The sequence below is a fragment of the Arundinibacter roseus genome (genome assembly GCF_004348825.1).
Taxonomy (GTDB): domain Bacteria; phylum Bacteroidota; class Bacteroidia; order Cytophagales; family Spirosomataceae; genus Arundinibacter; species Arundinibacter roseus.
Genome location: NZ_SMJU01000001.1, coordinates 186,548 through 203,429, shown reverse-complemented (window position 1 = coordinate 203,429; position 16,882 = coordinate 186,548). Strand labels below are relative to the sequence as shown.

General features: G+C 47.7%; 17 protein-coding genes. 12 read left to right on the top strand and 5 right to left on the bottom strand.

Features of this window, described 5'->3' with window-relative positions; translation table 11 throughout:
- Window positions 1-49 precede the first annotated feature (49 nt).
- Window positions 50-1,672 (top strand): hypothetical protein, encoded by a 1,623-nt coding sequence (locus tag EZE20_RS00960; RefSeq protein ID WP_132113536.1) that lies wholly within the window; start codon window positions 50-52, stop codon window positions 1,670-1,672.
- Here the strand turns inward: EZE20_RS00960 and EZE20_RS00955 are convergent.
- Window positions 1,658-2,134, bottom strand: a complete 477-nt coding sequence (locus tag EZE20_RS00955; protein ID WP_132113535.1) for a flavin reductase family protein — start codon at window positions 2,132-2,134, stop codon at window positions 1,658-1,660. The two genes, EZE20_RS00960 and EZE20_RS00955, sit on opposite strands and share 15 nt — an antisense overlap.
- A gap of 179 nt (window positions 2,135-2,313) precedes the next feature.
- On the opposite strand from EZE20_RS00955, the gene EZE20_RS00950 reads away from it, so the two are divergent.
- The 7 genes from EZE20_RS00950 (at window position 2,314) to EZE20_RS00920 (ending at window position 9,943) form a co-directional block, all read left to right on the top strand.
- Window positions 2,314-3,195, top strand: a complete 882-nt coding sequence (locus tag EZE20_RS00950) for a class I SAM-dependent methyltransferase (protein ID WP_132113533.1) — start codon at window positions 2,314-2,316, stop codon at window positions 3,193-3,195.
- 64 nt (window positions 3,196-3,259) lie between these two features.
- A complete protein-coding gene (locus EZE20_RS00945; protein ID WP_132113531.1) occupies window positions 3,260-4,195 on the top strand; it encodes a hypothetical protein in 936 nt (311 codons plus the stop codon).
- A 101-nt stretch (window positions 4,196-4,296) separates the two neighbouring features.
- A complete protein-coding gene (locus EZE20_RS00940) occupies window positions 4,297-5,115 on the top strand; it encodes a phytanoyl-CoA dioxygenase family protein (protein ID WP_132113529.1) in 819 nt (272 codons plus the stop codon).
- Window positions 5,116-5,166: 51 nt separating this feature from the next.
- Window positions 5,167-6,138: a glycosyltransferase family 2 protein gene (locus EZE20_RS00935; RefSeq protein WP_132113527.1), complete on the top strand. Its 972-nt coding sequence runs from the start codon at window positions 5,167-5,169 to the stop codon at window positions 6,136-6,138.
- Window positions 6,135-6,953, top strand: a complete 819-nt coding sequence (locus tag EZE20_RS00930; RefSeq protein WP_228713485.1) for a glycosyltransferase family 2 protein — start codon at window positions 6,135-6,137, stop codon at window positions 6,951-6,953. The genes EZE20_RS00935 and EZE20_RS00930 overlap by 4 nt, the downstream gene beginning before the upstream one ends.
- A 70-nt stretch (window positions 6,954-7,023) precedes the next feature.
- A complete protein-coding gene (locus tag EZE20_RS00925; RefSeq protein WP_132113525.1) occupies window positions 7,024-7,788 on the top strand; it encodes a glycosyltransferase family 2 protein in 765 nt (254 codons plus the stop codon).
- An 88-nt stretch (window positions 7,789-7,876) separates the two neighbouring features.
- On the top strand, window positions 7,877-9,943 hold the full coding sequence (locus tag EZE20_RS00920; RefSeq protein WP_132113523.1) for a response regulator: 2,067 nt from the start codon (window positions 7,877-7,879) through the stop codon (window positions 9,941-9,943).
- Window positions 9,944-10,192: 249 nt separating this feature from the next.
- On the opposite strand, the gene EZE20_RS00915 is transcribed toward EZE20_RS00920, so the two are convergent.
- Genes EZE20_RS00915 through EZE20_RS00905 form a run of 3 tightly spaced genes read right to left on the bottom strand, consistent with a single transcriptional unit; the run spans window position 10,193 to window position 13,354 of the window.
- A complete protein-coding gene (locus EZE20_RS00915; protein WP_132113521.1) occupies window positions 10,193-10,630 on the bottom strand; it encodes a hypothetical protein in 438 nt (145 codons plus the stop codon).
- Window positions 10,631-10,644: 14 nt separating this feature from the next.
- A complete protein-coding gene (locus tag EZE20_RS00910) occupies window positions 10,645-11,808 on the bottom strand; it encodes a 1-deoxy-D-xylulose-5-phosphate reductoisomerase (RefSeq protein ID WP_132113519.1) in 1,164 nt (387 codons plus the stop codon).
- 49 nt (window positions 11,809-11,857) lie between these two features.
- Window positions 11,858-13,354, bottom strand: coding sequence for a GH3 auxin-responsive promoter family protein (locus EZE20_RS00905; protein ID WP_132113517.1), 1,497 nt, complete (start codon window positions 13,352-13,354; stop codon window positions 11,858-11,860).
- A 178-nt stretch (window positions 13,355-13,532) separates the two neighbouring features.
- Between EZE20_RS00905 and EZE20_RS00900 the strand changes: the two genes are divergently transcribed.
- From EZE20_RS00900 to EZE20_RS00890, 3 genes are all read left to right on the top strand, one after another.
- Window positions 13,533-14,558: a rod shape-determining protein gene (locus EZE20_RS00900; protein WP_132113515.1), complete on the top strand. Its 1,026-nt coding sequence runs from the start codon at window positions 13,533-13,535 to the stop codon at window positions 14,556-14,558.
- Between the two features lie 79 nt (window positions 14,559-14,637).
- Complete coding sequence (gene mreC, locus EZE20_RS00895) at window positions 14,638-15,480, top strand: rod shape-determining protein MreC (RefSeq protein WP_132113513.1); 843 nt, start codon at window positions 14,638-14,640, stop codon at window positions 15,478-15,480.
- Window positions 15,477-15,983, top strand: coding sequence for a hypothetical protein (locus EZE20_RS00890; protein ID WP_132113511.1), 507 nt, complete (start codon window positions 15,477-15,479; stop codon window positions 15,981-15,983). Before mreC ends, EZE20_RS00890 begins: the two co-directional genes overlap by 4 nt.
- On the opposite strand, the gene EZE20_RS23895 is transcribed toward EZE20_RS00890, so the two are convergent.
- The gene (locus EZE20_RS23895; RefSeq protein ID WP_165933374.1) at window positions 15,966-16,166 is read right to left on the bottom strand and encodes a hypothetical protein; all 201 of its coding nucleotides are present in this window, start codon (window positions 16,164-16,166) and stop codon (window positions 15,966-15,968) included. The genes EZE20_RS00890 and EZE20_RS23895 overlap by 18 nt on opposite strands.
- A gap of 57 nt (window positions 16,167-16,223) precedes the next feature.
- Here EZE20_RS23895 and EZE20_RS00885 point away from each other — a divergent pair, with 57 nt between their 5' ends.
- Window positions 16,224-16,823: a sigma-70 family RNA polymerase sigma factor gene (locus EZE20_RS00885; protein ID WP_228713484.1), complete on the top strand. Its 600-nt coding sequence runs from the start codon at window positions 16,224-16,226 to the stop codon at window positions 16,821-16,823.
- Window positions 16,824-16,882 lie beyond the last annotated feature (59 nt).

Below are 16,882 nucleotides of genomic sequence, written 5' to 3'. Positions count from 1 at the left end.
GCCACGTGCTCGTGTCGGACAAACTCAACTCAACGTTAAAAAAAACTCAATGGAAACAGCTCTACTTTTGCTGGTAGTGCCGCTGACGAGCGGTGTGCTTTGGCTGGTATATTGGAAAAATTCTCCATTTGCCAAACGCTATTCACCGGTCTTTCTGGCGGTTATTCTGCTCATTGCCAGTATTTTCAGAGTCCTGAACCTGAACAACGCCGAAGGGAACGAGGACACAAGTACCTGGCTTGCCAGCGTGCTGAGTATGGAACACTACCCTAATACCTGGTGGACACTCCTGAACTTCTCTGATTCGCGTCCGCTTACCGTACTTCCTTTGTTTATAGCTGCCAAACTCGGCGTAGTACCAACCTACGCCAGCGCTCAACTCCTGGGCGTAAGCCTATGGCTTGGCACTATTGGCGTGTTCTATGCGATGCTTCGGTTGTGGACATCCGCTGCGCTCGCTCTGCTGTGGAGCTGGTTTCTTTGTCTTTTTATCGGCACTACGGGCTACTTCGACTACATCAGCTACAATTCAGAGCATGTCAGCGTGCTCATGATCAGCCTGGCTTCGTACGGCTATTTACGCTACGAATTCAGGCAAAAGCTATCCGGTTTCTGGGCGTTTCTGCTCGGCATGCTTCTGGGGAGCTTGCTGTATGCAAAATTCCAAAATATACCCATGGGTTTGGTTATTGCTACGTACCTGGCCTATTTGTTGGCCTATCGGCGGGCCTACGGTTCGCTCATCGCCTTTGTGGCCGGCGGCATCGTGCCCACGCTTGGCGTGCACCTGTACTATGCCTGGCACGACAGCGTGGCTACTTTCTGGAACGGCTATTTCTGGAACTACTACTACTATTCATATTCCACCGAGTTTTCTTCGCAGTCCATGACGGCCCGCTTCGATCCGGTCCGGATAGGGTACTTTATTTTCAGGAGCAGGTTTCATGGGCTCTACTTCATTCCGCTTTTGGCCGCCTGCCTTGCCGGGATTTTGTTTCTTTGGCCGTCGTTTCGTTTGCTAAGCAAAACGCAAAAACGACTGGGTTCTTTTGCCGTTTTGCTATTGGGAACAAGCGTGTATGCAAGTGTGCAATCCGGCAATTTTTTTGATCATTACCTGTTGTACCTGCTCGTGCCCTTTACTTTTTTGGCGGCATGGCTGTGTACAGTGCAGCCCCCGGGCAACCGGCAACGGCTCATACTTGCGATGGCGTTTGCGGGCGCGGTCGTTCAGGGGAGTTTTAATCTCTATACCCGGCAGCCGCTTGAAACTCCCGTTTCGCATCGGTTGGACAAAAAACTGGTAGCCATGATTCGGGCCAACGGACAGCCCAACGACCGGCTCGTGGTGTGGGGCTGGGCCGATCGCCTGTATGTGCAGACGCGCCGCGCGGCCGGTTATCGAAATTCACATACGCATCATTTGTTTATGAAAACCAGTAGTTTATATCCGTTTCGTGAAAAACTATTTCTGGAAGACATCCAGCGCAATCGTCCCGCTTTGTTTGTGGATGCGTCCGTCAAAGGCATTTCAATTATGGAAAATATGCTCCTGCCTCACGATCGATTTCCGGCAATTGCCGCCTGCATCCGGCAGCTGTACGAGCCCATTGGGAGCGTTGATGGCGTTCGCTTTTACCGACGCCGAACGGCCGTTTTAGCCTCTCACTAGCCCTTTTTCACGCAAAAAATTATTGGTCAGCACGTTTTTGTCTGCATGCAGAACGGTTTGCGCCAGCACCTCGCACACCACCAACAGATGATCGCCGGCATCGGTGTAGCTCACCACCCGGCACTGTGCGTAGCCAATCGCCTCGGTTAGGTAAGGGCAGCCCCGCTCATCGGTAGCGTAGGGGACGGTTTTGAGTTTATCGGTTTGTCGGCCACTTTTTCGGCCCAGGCGCGCGATGAGCCGGGTTTGGTCTTCGGCCAAAAGATTTACGTTCAAAATTCCGGTCTGTTGAACCAATTCCAGCGTATAATCTATTTTGTAAAGAGCCACGCAAAGCATTTTTCCACCCATTGCTACCTGCATCACCCAGGTGGCAATGTTGGCGTTCAGCACACCGGTTGCACCGATAGTAGTAATGGAATGGACGTCGTAATTTTTGAATTTGAGTAATTTTTTTGCCATGAAAAAATAGAGAAAGCGTACAAAAATGCAGGATTTATTTCCACCGAATTAACTCAGAATAAATGCCAATGGTTAAAAATTGTTGTACAAACGCTCACGAAGAACCTATCGGCTAATGAAAGGACTTCGCAGAAAATGGTTAATTTTGGCCGACTAAAAAAAATCTAATATTCCGAAGAATGACTCATCAGGACTTTTTGAATGCCTTGGTTTGCCCGCTTACTCAAACTCCTCTCGAATTGGCAGAGGACGGAAAATCGCTGATCAGCCAGGATGGCGTGGTATATTCCGTAGGCGATACAGGTATAGTTAATATGCTTTATCCCAAAGAGTTACTGCCCGATGATGCCCGCGAACAATACTTGTACGACCAGGCATTTTTGCGGTACGACAGGGGCGTTTCGTGGGTTTTTGAAACCCTCAACCACTCGGATGAAGCCGCAACCAGGCAGTTTATGATTGATCTGATGGGGCTCAAACCCGGCATGACGGCTCTGGAAGTTGGCGCCGGTACGGGAAAAGACTCGGCACTGATTCTTGAAAAAATAAAACCCGGCGGCACGGCTGTACTCTCCGATTTATCGCCAAATATGTTAAAACTGGCGCAGGATAAACTGTCAACCGAAGAGGTAAACGTACATTATTTTCTGGGAAATGGCTCTTACCTGCCTTTCGCAGACGATACCTTCGATGCTGTTTTTCATTTTGGAGGAATCAATACGTTTTCGGAGCGCAAAAAAGCCTTTGCCGAACTGACCCGCGTCGTTCGTCCGGGCGGAAAAGTGGTAGTCGGCGACGAAAGTGTAGCGCCGTGGCTGCGGTCCCGGCCAAGCTACCAAATGCTTCTGAAAGCCAATCCGCTGTTCAGAGCCGAAGTACCGCTGGAAGACCTGCCTGCAAATCTGGAAAACTTCAAACTTCACTGGATTTTTGGCAACGCTTTTTATGTCATGGAATATACCGTAACCGCCACCGCACCGGAGATTGACGTAGATCTGCCGATTCCCGGAAAAGATTTTGTGGATAACTGGCGTCTGAGAGCCGAAAAGGCCGAAGGGTAATCTCAATACAAAAGAAAAGTTGAATGAACGTAACACTCAGATTCATTCAAAACTTAACCATACTATGTGGATCAAAAAAGGAGTAGTATATAAACCGGACGGAACACTGCCGCACAGCCTGTCGCACGCGCAGGTTCCGTTTGCCTACAAGCACGAAGATTTTTTAAGAATATATTTCTCGTCGCGCGATGCGCAGGGACAATCGCGCCCTACATTTATTGATGTAGAGTACGACGACCCTTCCCAAATCCGCTACATCCACGATAGGCCCGTGCTTGAACTGGGCGGACCGGGCGAGTACGACGAAACCGGCGCCATGCCTGCCTGGTTTGTGGATCAGCCCAATGGCGACATTTGGCTGTACTACACCGGCTGGAACCGAACGCACAATTCGTACCGGCTTTCCATGGGCCTTGCCGTAAGTCAGGATGGTGGGTTAAGTTTTGAAAAAATGTTCAAAGGCCCCATCATGGATCGCAGCATTCAGAATCCTATTTGGGCAGCGCAGCCGTCGGTGATCAAAGAAGACGACGGAACCTGGCGCATGTGGTACATCTCGGGGCACAAGTGCGAGTACATTCACGGCTATCCGGAGCCTTTTTATCGGGGACAGTCGGCGGTTTCAAAAGATGGCATTCACTGGGAAATCAGCGATGTGCCGACGCTCGAATTTGACGATTTTCTGCACGCCGTAGGGCGGCCCAGTGTTTTTAAAGAAGACGGGCTTTACAAAATGTACTACTCCTACCGCCACACCCGCGACTACCGCACCGACCGCAACCAAAGCTACCGGCTTGGCTACGCCGAGTCCGTTGATGGAACGCATTGGGAGCGCAAAGATCATTTGGTGGGGATAGGGAAATCAGACAATCCCGAGGATTTTGACTACATGATGATCAACTATGCGCACCGCTACGAGCATAAGGGCAAAAAATACCTGCTCTACAATGGAAACGGATTTGGCGCTGCCGGATTTGCCTATGCCGTTTGGGAGGATTAGCACCACTCACGAAGATCAAGGCAACGGCTGAGGCAGGTCATTCGTTTGACTAAAAAAGAAGACTAACTAGCGATGTTTTTCACATATATCTGAACAAAACTATGGCAACGCTTAAAGAAGAATTTAATCAGAATGGGTTTTTATTGCTACGGAATTATCTTGACAAAGAAGCCGTAGCGGGGATTTACCGCGAAGCACGCGAAATCTTTGCCGTCCAAATTCAACGGGCGACGGGCCGTACGGTAGACATTGAAGACCGGGATGCCTTTGAAAATGCAATGTTTGACTTTTTTGAAAAAGACTTTACGGCCTTTGTCAATACCGGAAAAACCGTACAGCACGCCATCTCGCTGCATCGCTTTGCGCTGGATGAAAAAATAATCAGCTTACTGAAAGAAGTGGGCATCGAAAAGCCCGTCATTGGCGCACGCCCGGCTATGCAGTTCAACAGCCGTTTTTTATCAAAAGATGGCAGTAAACACTGGAAGCTCGATGCGCATCAGGATTGGCGGACGGGACAAGGCTCCCTCGACAGCACGGTAATCTGGTTTCCGATGGTAGACGCTGCCGCCGAAATCGGTGCCCTGCAGGTGATTCCGGGAAGCCACACCACGGGCCTGCTCGAATCGAGTACGTCGGGCTATCAGGGAGGAATTACGGCCGCTTTGCGCGAAGATGAATTCGTGCAAACGGAGTTTCAGGTCGGCGACGTGCTGATCTTCTCCGCATTTTTGGTTCATCAGTCCGGCAACAACATTACCCGCAACATTCGCTGGTCGGTGCAGTTGCGGTATAACAACCTGGCCGAGCCTACCTTCATCGAGCGAGGCTACCCTATGGCCTATATCTATAAACCTGAATCAGAGCTTATCACGCCAGGTTTCCCTACGGCACAGCAGCTACGGGATCTGTACGCCTAACTGCCACCGCAGGCAGGCAAGTGATTCATTGAAAAACCGATTGATATTTCCATGACGAAAGTCAGCGTTACCATACTTACGTACAATCAGGTTGCTTTTATTGGGAAAACCATTCAAAGCGCTCTTGACCAAATCACGGATTTTGACTACGAAATCCTGGTGGGAGACGACTGCTCCACGGATGGCGCTCAGCAGGTGATTCTGGACTACGAAAAACGCTATCCCGGTAAAGTAAAGGCGGTTTTGCATGAACGAAATCTTGGTCAAAATGGGCTTTTCAACACCATCGAAACCCTGAAACTGGCCACAGGAACCTACATCGCTCCGCTCGATGGGGACGATTACTGGACAAGCCCTCACAAGCTACAAAAGCAGGTGGATTTTCTGGATGCGCATCCGGATTTTTCCGCCTGCTTTCATAATGCCCTCGTGACCTATGAAGACGGTACGCCGGCTCACGAGGTAAATGCGGCAGATCAGAAGAAAGTGATTGAGGTAAAAGACCTGATTGGAGAAGAGGAAATATGGTTTATGGCTACCTCGGCCGTGCTGTTTCGCAACGGACTGATGCACTATCCCGATTGGTTTTTGAAATCTACAAGTGGCGATATTCCGCGCTACGTAATTCTGGCACAGCACGGGCCGATTGGCTATATCGGCGAGACGATGTCGGTGTATCGTAAAAATTCTGCCGGCGCAAGTTTCAAGGATCATTATCGGGATGCCCGTTTTTTGCAAAACCGCATCATGATGTACAAGGGCATTGATCAGGAAACCAAGTTTGAGTACAGCCCTGCACTCCGGCGAAACATTTCGCGCTACTATCGCATGCTGCTGGATGCCCGACAATACAAGAAAAGCTATTTTCGGCGTGCAGCACTTGCTTTGTACTACCTCTATCTGCGCCGCCCGTCGGCGCTGGAAGTGCGGGAAATCCTGCGGTGCTTTGTTTTGCCCAAATGGATGATGAATGTATATAGTTTTTTTGCGCTGTTGCCCCACCGATTCCGAGGTTCGCTATGATGAAGGTTTCGGTATGTGTGCCTGTTTATAACCACGAGAACTTCATTGCCCAAATGCTCGAAGGAGCGTTGCAGCAACAAACAACCTTTCCGTTTGAAATTGTCATCGGTGACGATGCTTCTACGGACAACACCCCCGACATCATTCAAACTTTTGCAGACAGACATCCTGACCTCATTCGGGCCTACCTGCACCCGCAGAATTTGGGTCCGGCTGAGCCTCGTGAGTTTGCCGGGCGAAACAACGTCCTTTTTCTGCTGAAAGCCTGCCGGGGTCAATACGTAGCGTTGTGTGAAGGCGACGATTACTGGACCGATCCGTATAAATTGCAGAAACAGGTAGAAATGCTCGATGCCAACCCCGACTTTTCTATCTGTCATCATAACGTGGAGGTAATCTATGAAGATGGCTCAGAAAGTCATTTTTTTAATAGTCCTTCGCAAAAAGCAGTTTCAAACATAGAAGATTTACTGCGGGATCACTGGTTTATGGCCACGGCAAGCATTTTGTACCGTAATTATTTTTTGCAGGAAGACTTTGCTCCCTGGCATGCCAAAGCCGCTGCCGGCGACTGGGCACTCGTGTTACAGTTGGCTGCTCGTGGGGAAATTGCCTACCTGCCCGAGCCAATGGGCGTGTATCGAAAACACCGCGGCGGACTCAGTAACGTGCAGGCTACTACCAATGCGTTTTTTATCCAAAATCGGAAAGAGATGTTTGAAAATGTAAACGAATGGCTGAATTTTGCCTACGATTCGGTGGTGCAGCAGACTGTAAAAAAATATGCAGCCCAGCTGAGAGAAATGAAGCCATGAGCTGGTTGAAAAACCAGGAAATTACAAGTGAAATAGTCAAATTTGTCACTTTACCATACAGCAGATTTACATGAAGTTAAGCGTAGTTATACCGGCCTATAATGAAGAAGAATCCATTCCTCATACGCTTCGGACTTTGCACAGCACGCTGGAAAAATACAACGTTCCACACGAAATATGTGTAACTAACGACAATTCCAAAGACGGTACTTTGCGCGTACTCGATGAGCTGTCAGAAGAAATTCCGGAGCTGGTTTACTATACCAATCTCGGTCCCAATGGCTTTGGCTACGCCGTTCGCTACGGTCTCGAACGCTTTACGGGCGACTGCGTGGCGGTGTTTATGGCCGATATGTCAGACGACCCCGAAGATCTTGTAAAGTATTATTTCAAGATGCTCGAAGGAAATTATGACTGCGTATTTGGGTCGAGATGGGCAAAAGGAGGGAAGGTGGTTGATTACCCGAAGGTCAAAAAAATCATCAATCGGGTAGCCAATTTTATCGTGCGAATGGTGATGGGGATCAACTACAACGACACAACAAACGCTTTTAAACTGTACAAAAGAGAAACGATGGAAGGCATCAAGCCTTTTCTTTCGCCTCATTTCAATCTTACGATTGAGCTACCGTTGAAAGCAATCGTGCGGGGCTACTCGTATGCGGTGGTGCCCAACAGCTGGACCAACCGAAAGTACGGCGAATCAAAGCTCAAAATAAAAGAAATGGGTAGCCGCTACTTTTTTATTTTGATGTATTGCCTCATTGAAAAGTATTTTTCTCAGGGAGATTTCAAGAAAAAAACCGCTGCTCCGCAAAAGTCTGTCAGCCGTTAGATGCCGATCAGTTTGTGAAATAGGCTGGTTGCAAACAAGTCGTTCGGCTACCTTTTGAAGATCTGTTCAAACTATTTATTTTTATAAAATGAAGATTTTAATAGTTGACGCAGATTCCGAAATTGAACAGCTATTCCGAAGTAAATTCGGGACAGATAATTATACATTCTTTTTTGTAAAAGATGGCGGTGAAGCCATGAATCAGATCCGCTCAAAACCGGAGCTGAATGTGGTATTGCTGGATCTACACATGCCCGGTTTGGGAGGGTTTTCGTTACTTTCAGAACTCCCTCAGCTAAATCCGGCCCTTCGCGCGGTGGGCATGTCTTCTCAAACCGACCTTTCGTCCATTCGCAAAGCCATGAATTTGGGCGCGTTTGATTTTTTGCCCAAACCCCTGAATTTTGAGGACCTCAAAGCTACGCTGATTCGAACGGCCAACGCGCTGGAAGAGAGCCGGGAAAAACGACATATTAATTCATTGGACGAGCTCAAAAGCCGTTTTTTTGACAATATCACCCATGAATTTCGTACCCCGTTGACGCTGATTTTGGGGCCGGTGGAAAAATTGCTCCGGGACGAAAAACAGGAAGAAGCGCGGCAAAAACTTCGACTCGTGCAGCGAAACGCGCGTCAGTTGCTTCGGATCACCAATCAGTTGCTCGACCTCGCCCGGCTCGAATCCGGCAATCTAACCGTTCATGAAGCAGCGGGCGATTTGGGGCAATTTATAGAAAAACTCGTTGAAGCCTTTCAACCTCTTGCCGAAGACCGGAAGTTGCACATCAGGTTTGAAAATCAGCTGACGCAGAATTATTTTTTTGATGCCGAAAAAATCGAGCAAATCGTTCATAATCTGCTCGCCAATGCCCTCAAATTCACGTTGGTAGAGGACTCCTCCGGCCCGAAAGAAATCGTTATTCTGCTGCTTCCGCGGCATCAGCTTCCGCCCCTTCTCCTGACGGACTACCCGCAGGCTGAGCATGCCATTCACTCGTATTCTCCGCATACAGGAACGTTGGAACCGCAACCGTCGGACAGTGACTCGGAGGGGGTTCGGTTGCTGGTCAAAGATCCCGGCATCGGGATTCAACCCAAACGATTGCCGCATATTTTTGATCGATTTCATACGCTCAATCCAAAAGATTTACGACCCAATGTAGCGCTTGTTCAACCAAGCACGGGTATTGGATTGGCCTTCATAAAAGAGCTGACGGAGCTTATGGAAGGTACCATTTCGGTAAGCAGCGCTATCAATCAGGGAACGGTGTTTTCGCTGGAACTTCCTTTGAAACCGGCCTCTGAACAAGAGCATGGACCGGATTCCATTCCAACGCTGCCTGTTCTGGATTGGCACGAACCCACCGAGCCCCGACCGGAGAAACGGTCGAGCGAAAAGGCTGCCGTAGTGCTTGTGGTGGAAGATGATGCCGAACTGCGAACGTTCATTGCCGATGAGTTGCGCCCAATCTATGAAGTGCTGACGGCCGCAGACGGAAAAATAGCCTGGGAAATAGCCCAAACTGAGCTTCCGGACGTTGTGATTTCGGATGTGGCTATGCCCAACATGGATGGATTTCGATTGACTAATTTACTCAAAAAACATCCCGCAACGGATCATATTGCGGTACTTTTATTGACGAGCAAAACCAATGAAAAGGATATTCTGAAAGGTCTTGAAGAAGGAGCGGATATCTATCTGCCCAAGCCTTTTCATCTGGAAGAATTGCACCTGCGCCTCCGAAATTTATTGACGCGTCAACAAAAGTTGCAACTCTTTTATCAGCAGCAACTTATCGGAAAAGAAGCCTCAGAGCCGGTGGAAACCGTGCAGGATAAATTTCTGCGCAAAGTGTATGAGTTAATAGAGGAGCGTTTGGATGACTCTGCTTTTTCGGTTGAAAGTTTGGCAGAAATGCTCGCCATTAGTCGCAAAACGCTGTATCGTAAGATTCAGGGACTTACTCAACTTTCTCCAAATGAGCTTATTAGGCAGTATCGGCTCAAAAAGGCTACGAATTTATTAAAGATTGGCTACTCGGCTTCCGAAACCGCTTACATGGTTGGATTTGAAACACCTTCCTATTTTGGGCAGTGCTTCAAAGAATTATATGGCCTGACTCCCATGGAATACGTAGGCAAAACTTCGGCCTGAATCTGGAAGGTAGTTTCTCGACTTTGTCACCACAAAAATACTATGTCCCAAATCCGACAGTTTATGTCCCAATACTTCTAATCCGGGCTATTGGTACTCCTTATCTTTGTTCAGTCATTTAATGAACGACTGAATTATATGACAAGGGCGTGAGCAACTGCGGTTACTTCCCACGACGGACCGCAGTTCTCAAAAAGTAAGCATATATCCATACCCATTAAAAATACATCTTGCCAAAACTCCCCGGGTTTATTTACTGATCCATTCCTGAAGAAAAGTCATGCGGTACAGAAGGTAGGACAAGATAAAGCCTGACGACAAACCGCTGATGAGCATCCACAAAAAGATGGATTGCCGCGGCACGCGAAGCGCAACGGCCAAAATAGCTCCGCCAATGGGCGTAAACAGAAAGGGCGTCAGCAGGGCAATGCCAATAATTCCGAACTTTTGCCAAATCCGCACAGCCATTCGGCTCGATTTACTAAATCGTTTGGAGGGGCCTTTTCGCCACCGACCCATCAAAGTTTGCAGGCCTTTTCCCAAATAAGTAAAAATCAGCACGCTGAGCATCATGCCGGCGGCGGAGCAGAGGGCCGTTTCGTACCAGCTAAGTCCAACGGCAAATCCGGTGATAGGACCGGCAAAAAACTTTAACGAGGCGGCTATGACTACGGAAAAGTACTTCATTAACAGACCGCTGTTCATACTTTTTCATGAATTAGTTCGGCGGCAATCCGTCTTGTTTCCTGATCGGTTTCCACATAGTCTGTGTACTGAGGATTTTCGATAAAAGCCACTTTTGCGGTGCAGGTTTCGATCACATCCGACATATCCAAAAAGCTGATTTCATCCTGCAAAAATGCCGCTACGGCAACTTCATTGGCGGCATTGATAATACAGGCACTGTTGCCACCTTTGGCCAAAGCTTCATAGGCCAACGCTAAATTCCGAAATGTTTGGGTGTCGGCCGGTTCAAAGGTAAGCGAAGGGTATTGGGCAAAATCAAACCGTGGGAAGTCAGCTTTCAAGCGTTGAGGATACGCAAGAGCATACTGAATCGGCAGACGCATATCGGGCAAACCAAGTTGGGCTTTCAGGCTGCCGTCTTCAAACTGTACCAGCGAATGAATGATACTTTGGGGATGAACAATGACCTCAATCTGAGAAGGTTCCAGATCAAACAGCCACTTGGCTTCAATCACTTCCAGGCCTTTGTTCATGAGCGAGGCCGAGTCGATCGTGATTTTGGCTCCCATGCTCCAATTGGGATGTTTAAGCGCCTGCGCCCGTGTGACCGTAGACAAATAGGCCCGGTCTTTTCCGCGGAAAGGTCCGCCGGAGGCTGTCAGAATGATTTTTTCAATCGGATTATTTTCCTCCCCAACCAAACACTGAAATATAGCTGAATGCTCCGAATCGACGGGAAAAATCGGCACCTGATGCTCCCGGGCAAGCTGCGTAACAAGTGCGCCTGCAACCACGAGCGTTTCTTTATTAGCCAATGCAATAGCCTTGCCTGCCCGAATCGCCCGAAGCGTAGGTAATAAACCCGAATAGCCCACCAAGGCCGTAAGAACCAAATCAACCGAGTCAGATTCGACCACCGAGGCCAACGCTTCCGGCCCGGAGTAAACTCTAATCCCGAGCGGTTCAAGGGCAATTTTGACCTTTGAAACCAATTCTTCATTCCCAATCACGACTTCTGCCGGGCGGAATTGAATGGCTTGTTGGATTAGTAAATCCGCGTTATGCTGAGCCGTCAATACCTGAACCGTAAATGCATCGGGCTGAGCGCTTAGTACATCAAGTGCCTGTGTACCAATTGATCCGGTGGAACCCAGGAGGGCGATTCTTTTCTTTGTCATATACTGTAACTGGTAACTACTTTTGGTGAAGAAGGGAGGGGTCAAAAAATCATACTCCTTTTCGCAGATCGTCGGCCATGAGCCGGTCGTTCGACAAACGCGGTACTTTATTTTGTCCACCCAGCTTTCCTTTCGAGCGCATATAGTTGATGAATGAATTTTTTGGGAGTGCCGTAATGACAAGTGGCCTCAAAATAGAACCGGTGATTAAGTCCTGATAATAGACGTTGAGTTGCGTAAGCCTTGTATCTACTGCTTTCGCAAAAGCCTCAGCATCCGTTGGTGGTGTTTTGAATTCAATCAGCCATTCATGATAAGGCAGACCGCCTTCGGGCGGGTTTACCATAGGAGCCACGGTACATTCTGTGACTTCTACTTCCGGATGTCTTTCCATGGCATAATGCAATGCTTTTTCGACTTCCTCGCCAATGACGTGCTCGCCAAAGGCCGAAATGAAGTGTTTGATCCGCCCCGTAACAAGGATTCGGTACGGATGCAGCGAGACAAATTTGACGGTATCCCCAATCGAATACCCCCAAAGTCCGGCGTTGCTGTTGATAATTACGGCATAATTTTGACCCAACTCAACTTCCGCAATTGACAATCGCGGAGGATTTGGATCAAAGTAATTTTCAGCCGGAATAAACTCGAAAAAAATACCGCTGTTGAGCAAAAGCAAAAGTCCTTCCTCCGTTTGGGTGTCCTGATACGCCAGAAAACCTTCCGAAGCCGGATATGTTTCAATGGAATCAATTTTCTTACCGATGGATTCAAACAACTTTGCCCGGTACGGATCGAAGTTTACTCCGCCATACACAAACAGTGAAAAGTCAGGAAAAACATCTTTTATGTCTTTGCCGGTTCGGTCCCGAATACGGTCAAAGTACATCTGCACCCAGGGAGGAATGCCCGAAATCAACGACATCGGTTGAGAAATGGTCTCGTCAATGATTTTTTCAAGCTTGGCTTCCCAATCGTCCATGCAGTTGGTTTCGTAAGAAGGCAGCTGATTGGTACGCAGGTAGCCGGGTACATGATGATTGACAATTCCGGAGAGCCGTCCAAGATGAATGCCTGCCTTTTGATCGAGTTCCGGGCTTCCTGACAAAAAGATTAATTTTTTATCCAGGAACTCAGCTTTGCCTGTTTCGTGAATGTAGGTTAAAAGGGCATCCCGGGCTGAATTGATGTGATTCGGAATAGAATCGGACGTAATGGGAATGTACTTCACACCGGAGGTAGTGCCCGAAGTTTTGGCAAAATAAGCAGGTTTGCCCGGCCAGAGAACGTCGTTTTCGCCCTGCAAAATCAGTTCTACGTACGGTTTCAGCTCTTCATAATCCCGCACCGGAACCGCCTGCCGAAAGTCGGCGTAGGTTTGAATATCTTTAAAGAAATGGTCTTTGCCAAAGCGGGTATCTTTTGCTTTTGTAACCAAACTTTGGCGCCATTGCTCTTGTATAGCCCGGCTATTGGCGATCCAGCGAAGCTGCTTTTCTACGATATAGTGAGCCAAAGGCCGGCTCAGTAATGCTCTAATTCCCATAATCCTGTAAAGGTAGCGACTATTTACAAAACTCCTGATATGAAATAAGTAGCTGAATAGGCTTACTAACTGACTACCAAATAATTAGGTAATTTCTACAAATGACTTTGTTTGTGTGTAATTATCTGTAATTTTGCGAATCTGAAATCAGGAGTTGATTTTTTTACTAAATTAAAACATGGGATTGTTTGACTTCTTAACGAGTGACATAGCGATTGATTTGGGTACAGCTAATACTCTGATTATAAACAAGGATAAAGTGGTGGTGGATGAGCCTTCGATTATTGCGATAGACAAGGCGACGGGAAAAGTGCTGGCGATCGGCCACACGGCTATGCAAATGCATGAAAAAACGAATGAAAATATAAAAACAATTCGTCCGCTAAAAGACGGAGTAATTGCTGACTTTACCGCAGCAGAAATGATGATTCGGGGGATGATCAAAATGATCGACACCGGAAATCGTTTTTTTACTCCTTCGCACCGGATGGTAATTTGTATCCCTTCGGGAATCACCGAGGTAGAAAAGCGTGCGGTAAAGGATTCTGCCGAGCATGCCGGTGCCAAAGAAGTGTACATGGTACATGAGCCAATTGCCGCCGCGATCGGCATTGGGATCGACATCACCCAGCCAAACGGCGTAATGATCGTTGATATTGGCGGTGGAACTACCGAGATTGCGGTTATTGCCCTTTCAGGTATTGTTTGTGAACAATCCGTCCGCATTGCGGGGGATGTTTTTACCCGCGATATTGTCGATTACATGCGCCGCGAACACAACCTGCTTATTGGTGAACGTTCTGCGGAAATGATCAAAATCGCTATCGGTTCGGCGTTGCCCGAATTGGAAAATCCGCCGGCAGATTATGAAATCCGGGGCCGTGACCTCATGACGGGAATTCCCAAGGAGATCAAGGTTACGTACAGTGAGATTGCCTATGCGCTCGATAAATCAATTTCCAAAATTGAAGAAGCAGTGATGAAGGCTCTGGAAATTTCTCCACCCGAACTTTCTGCGGACATTTACCGGAACGGAATTCACCTGACCGGTGGAGGAGCACTTTTGCACGGATTGGACAAGCGTTTGGCTGCCAAAACAAAACTGCCGATTCACGTGGCAGACGAGCCCCTGAAAGCGGTCGTTATCGGAACCGGCGATGTGCTCAAAAATTTAGAGCTTTATAAGCCTGTCTTAATTACCTAGGAACAATTAATTGAAATACTCTTTACAGGCCCTCGGAGCTTCCGACGGCCTGTAAATGGTTTGTGTGTCATATTGGTTCATGCTGCAACTTGTTGAGTTCTTTTCCCGAAACCGGAACTTCATTTTTTTTGTCCTGCTCGAAGTTCTCAGCTTTTGGCTGATTACGCAGAGTAATTCCTATTGGGGTGCCAAATACTTCAATACGTCTAACTATTACGTGGCAAAAACGCTCACCCTCTCGAACTCTATTCGGGAGTACATGCACCTCAAAGATATCAATGAGCAACTCGCCCACGAAAATCTCGCGCTGAATGAGCAGGTTGCGCGACTAAAAGAATTGAATCCGGTTCAGGCACCGGCCGCCTACACGCCTGATTCGGTATTTGCCAATCGGTTTGAGTTCATTGTGAGCAAAGTGATCATGACCGAAACAAACCGGACTAATAACTACCTGACAATTGACAAAGGTAGCGCCGACGGCATCAAACCCGGCATGGGAGTGATTTCGGCTACCGGGGTAGTGGGCAAAGTGCGTTCGTGTTCAGAACATTACTCGGTCGTTACGTCTATTCTTCATTCGCAGTTTATGGTTTCGTCCCGCCTCGTACGAAGTGGCGAAATTGGCCCGGCACGCTGGCAGAGTAAAGACCCTGAGACCATTTCGCTCATGGATATTTCCCGCTATAAAAAAGTGCTCAAAGGAGATTCTGCCGTCACCTCCAACTATAATTCAGTTTTTCCGCCCGGAATCATGGTAGGTACCGTCAAGAGCACAAAGATCCGTCCCGATCAGACTTTTTATGATATCGATCTGAAAGTGGCAACTGATTTCCGGAGCCTTTCCTACGTGTATGTCGTTCAGAATCGCCTGCAAACGGAGCAAGACCAATTATTAAAACCTATTGAAGAGGAGAGACAATGAGCTTGCGTGAAATCATACAGTATTCGCTTTGGTTTTTGCTTTATCTGGTATTGCAAATCCTGATATTACGTAATGTCGTACTGTTTGACTACGGCTTCTGCTTCATTTACGTAGCCGGCATCGTGCTGCTTCCTGCCGAAGTAAACCGTACAGCATTGCTTTTTATGGGTTTTCTGACGGGCTTTATCCTCGATGTGTTCTACAATACGCTCGGTATTCATGCCGCAGCCACCGTTCTCATTGCGTACCTGCGGCCTTTTTGGATTCAATTGCAGCTGGAAACCAAAGGAACAACCGAACGGCTGGAAATTACTTTATCAGAACTAGGCGTTGGCGGGTATCTGGCCTACCTTATTCCTCTGATTTTCGTTCATCACAGCGTACTTTTTCTGATCGAAATGAGCCATTTCGGCATGATTGGCTACACCCTGCTTAGGATCGTGGCAAGTACTCTTTTTACTACTTTGCTGATCGTACTCATTCAGCTATTTTCCAGGCGATAATTTCGTTTTGTCTGACAATTTGGCCGTCTCATCAAAAGCTGGCTCGACTTTTTCACTACTTAACAAAATTGTCAGCTTTTTTGCTGTTAAACCATTTTGGGAGTTTTGAGTTTGTAAAAGAATACTCTCCCCCAAGGCTAACCTGCCCAAAACTGCTACCGATTGAGTCCAGCTGCCGTTCATCAAGTTGTGTGAATTGAGTTTGGCGCTATTTTTTAAATTCGTAAATTGTGCATTTCTATGTCAGTAACCATGTCAGAAGCACCTATGAAAGAAGGCTACACGGACGAACAGAAGTATCAGGTCTTCAACCGTGAATTTATGCCGCATATAGATTCAATGTATAATTTCGCCTTCCGGCTTACGACCGATGAAGACGATGCAAATGATCTGGTTCAGGATACCTATCTTAAAGCCTTTCGTTTCATTTCGTCTTTTGAACAGGGGACAAATGCCAAGGCGTGGTTGTTCAGAATCCTGAAAAATAGCTTTATTAACGACTATCGTAAAAAAAGCAAGGAGCCCTCAAAGGTTGATTATCAGGAAGTTGAAACAACCTATAACTCCGAAGACGCTGCCGATACCACGCATACCGTAGACCTGCGCGCGGATGCCGTTCAGGACATGATCGGGGATGAAGTCGCTAATGCACTCAATGCCCTGCCGGTAGATTTCCGTACGGTTATTATCCTGTGTGACATCGAAGGATTTACCTATGAAGAAATGGCTAAAATCCTCGATATCCCAATCGGAACGGTACGCTCACGCCTCCACCGCGCCCGGAATTTATTGAAAGAAAAACTAAAAAATTATGCAAGTTCGATGGGGTATGATGCCTAAGCCGTGAAACTTTTTTTGCGGGCATTGCGGTTATAAGGTACAACTGTATAACTACACTG

Excerpts from the sequence above, each read along its gene's own strand:
- EZE20_RS00960 (WP_132113536.1), top strand. The coding sequence starts at position 50 with ATGGAAACAGCTCTACTTTTGCTGGTAGTGCCGCTGACGAGCGGTGTG.
- EZE20_RS00955 (WP_132113535.1), bottom strand. The coding sequence starts at position 2,134 with ATGGCAAAAAAATTACTCAAATTCAAAAATTACGACGTCCATTCCATT.
- EZE20_RS00950 (WP_132113533.1), top strand. The coding sequence starts at position 2,314 with ATGACTCATCAGGACTTTTTGAATGCCTTGGTTTGCCCGCTTACTCAA.
- EZE20_RS00945 (WP_132113531.1), top strand. The coding sequence starts at position 3,260 with ATGTGGATCAAAAAAGGAGTAGTATATAAACCGGACGGAACACTGCCG.
- EZE20_RS00940 (WP_132113529.1), top strand. The coding sequence starts at position 4,297 with ATGGCAACGCTTAAAGAAGAATTTAATCAGAATGGGTTTTTATTGCTA.
- EZE20_RS00935 (WP_132113527.1), top strand. The coding sequence starts at position 5,167 with ATGACGAAAGTCAGCGTTACCATACTTACGTACAATCAGGTTGCTTTT.
- EZE20_RS00930 (WP_228713485.1), top strand. The coding sequence starts at position 6,135 with ATGATGAAGGTTTCGGTATGTGTGCCTGTTTATAACCACGAGAACTTC.
- EZE20_RS00925 (WP_132113525.1), top strand. The coding sequence starts at position 7,024 with ATGAAGTTAAGCGTAGTTATACCGGCCTATAATGAAGAAGAATCCATT.
- EZE20_RS00920 (WP_132113523.1), top strand. The coding sequence starts at position 7,877 with ATGAAGATTTTAATAGTTGACGCAGATTCCGAAATTGAACAGCTATTC.
- EZE20_RS00915 (WP_132113521.1), bottom strand. The coding sequence starts at position 10,630 with ATGAAGTACTTTTCCGTAGTCATAGCCGCCTCGTTAAAGTTTTTTGCC.
- EZE20_RS00910 (WP_132113519.1), bottom strand. The coding sequence starts at position 11,808 with ATGACAAAGAAAAGAATCGCCCTCCTGGGTTCCACCGGATCAATTGGT.
- EZE20_RS00905 (WP_132113517.1), bottom strand. The coding sequence starts at position 13,354 with ATGGGAATTAGAGCATTACTGAGCCGGCCTTTGGCTCACTATATCGTA.
- EZE20_RS00900 (WP_132113515.1), top strand. The coding sequence starts at position 13,533 with ATGGGATTGTTTGACTTCTTAACGAGTGACATAGCGATTGATTTGGGT.
- mreC (WP_132113513.1), top strand. The coding sequence starts at position 14,638 with ATGCTGCAACTTGTTGAGTTCTTTTCCCGAAACCGGAACTTCATTTTT.
- EZE20_RS00890 (WP_132113511.1), top strand. The coding sequence starts at position 15,477 with ATGAGCTTGCGTGAAATCATACAGTATTCGCTTTGGTTTTTGCTTTAT.
- EZE20_RS23895 (WP_165933374.1), bottom strand. The coding sequence starts at position 16,166 with ATGAACGGCAGCTGGACTCAATCGGTAGCAGTTTTGGGCAGGTTAGCC.
- EZE20_RS00885 (WP_228713484.1), top strand. The coding sequence starts at position 16,224 with ATGTCAGTAACCATGTCAGAAGCACCTATGAAAGAAGGCTACACGGAC.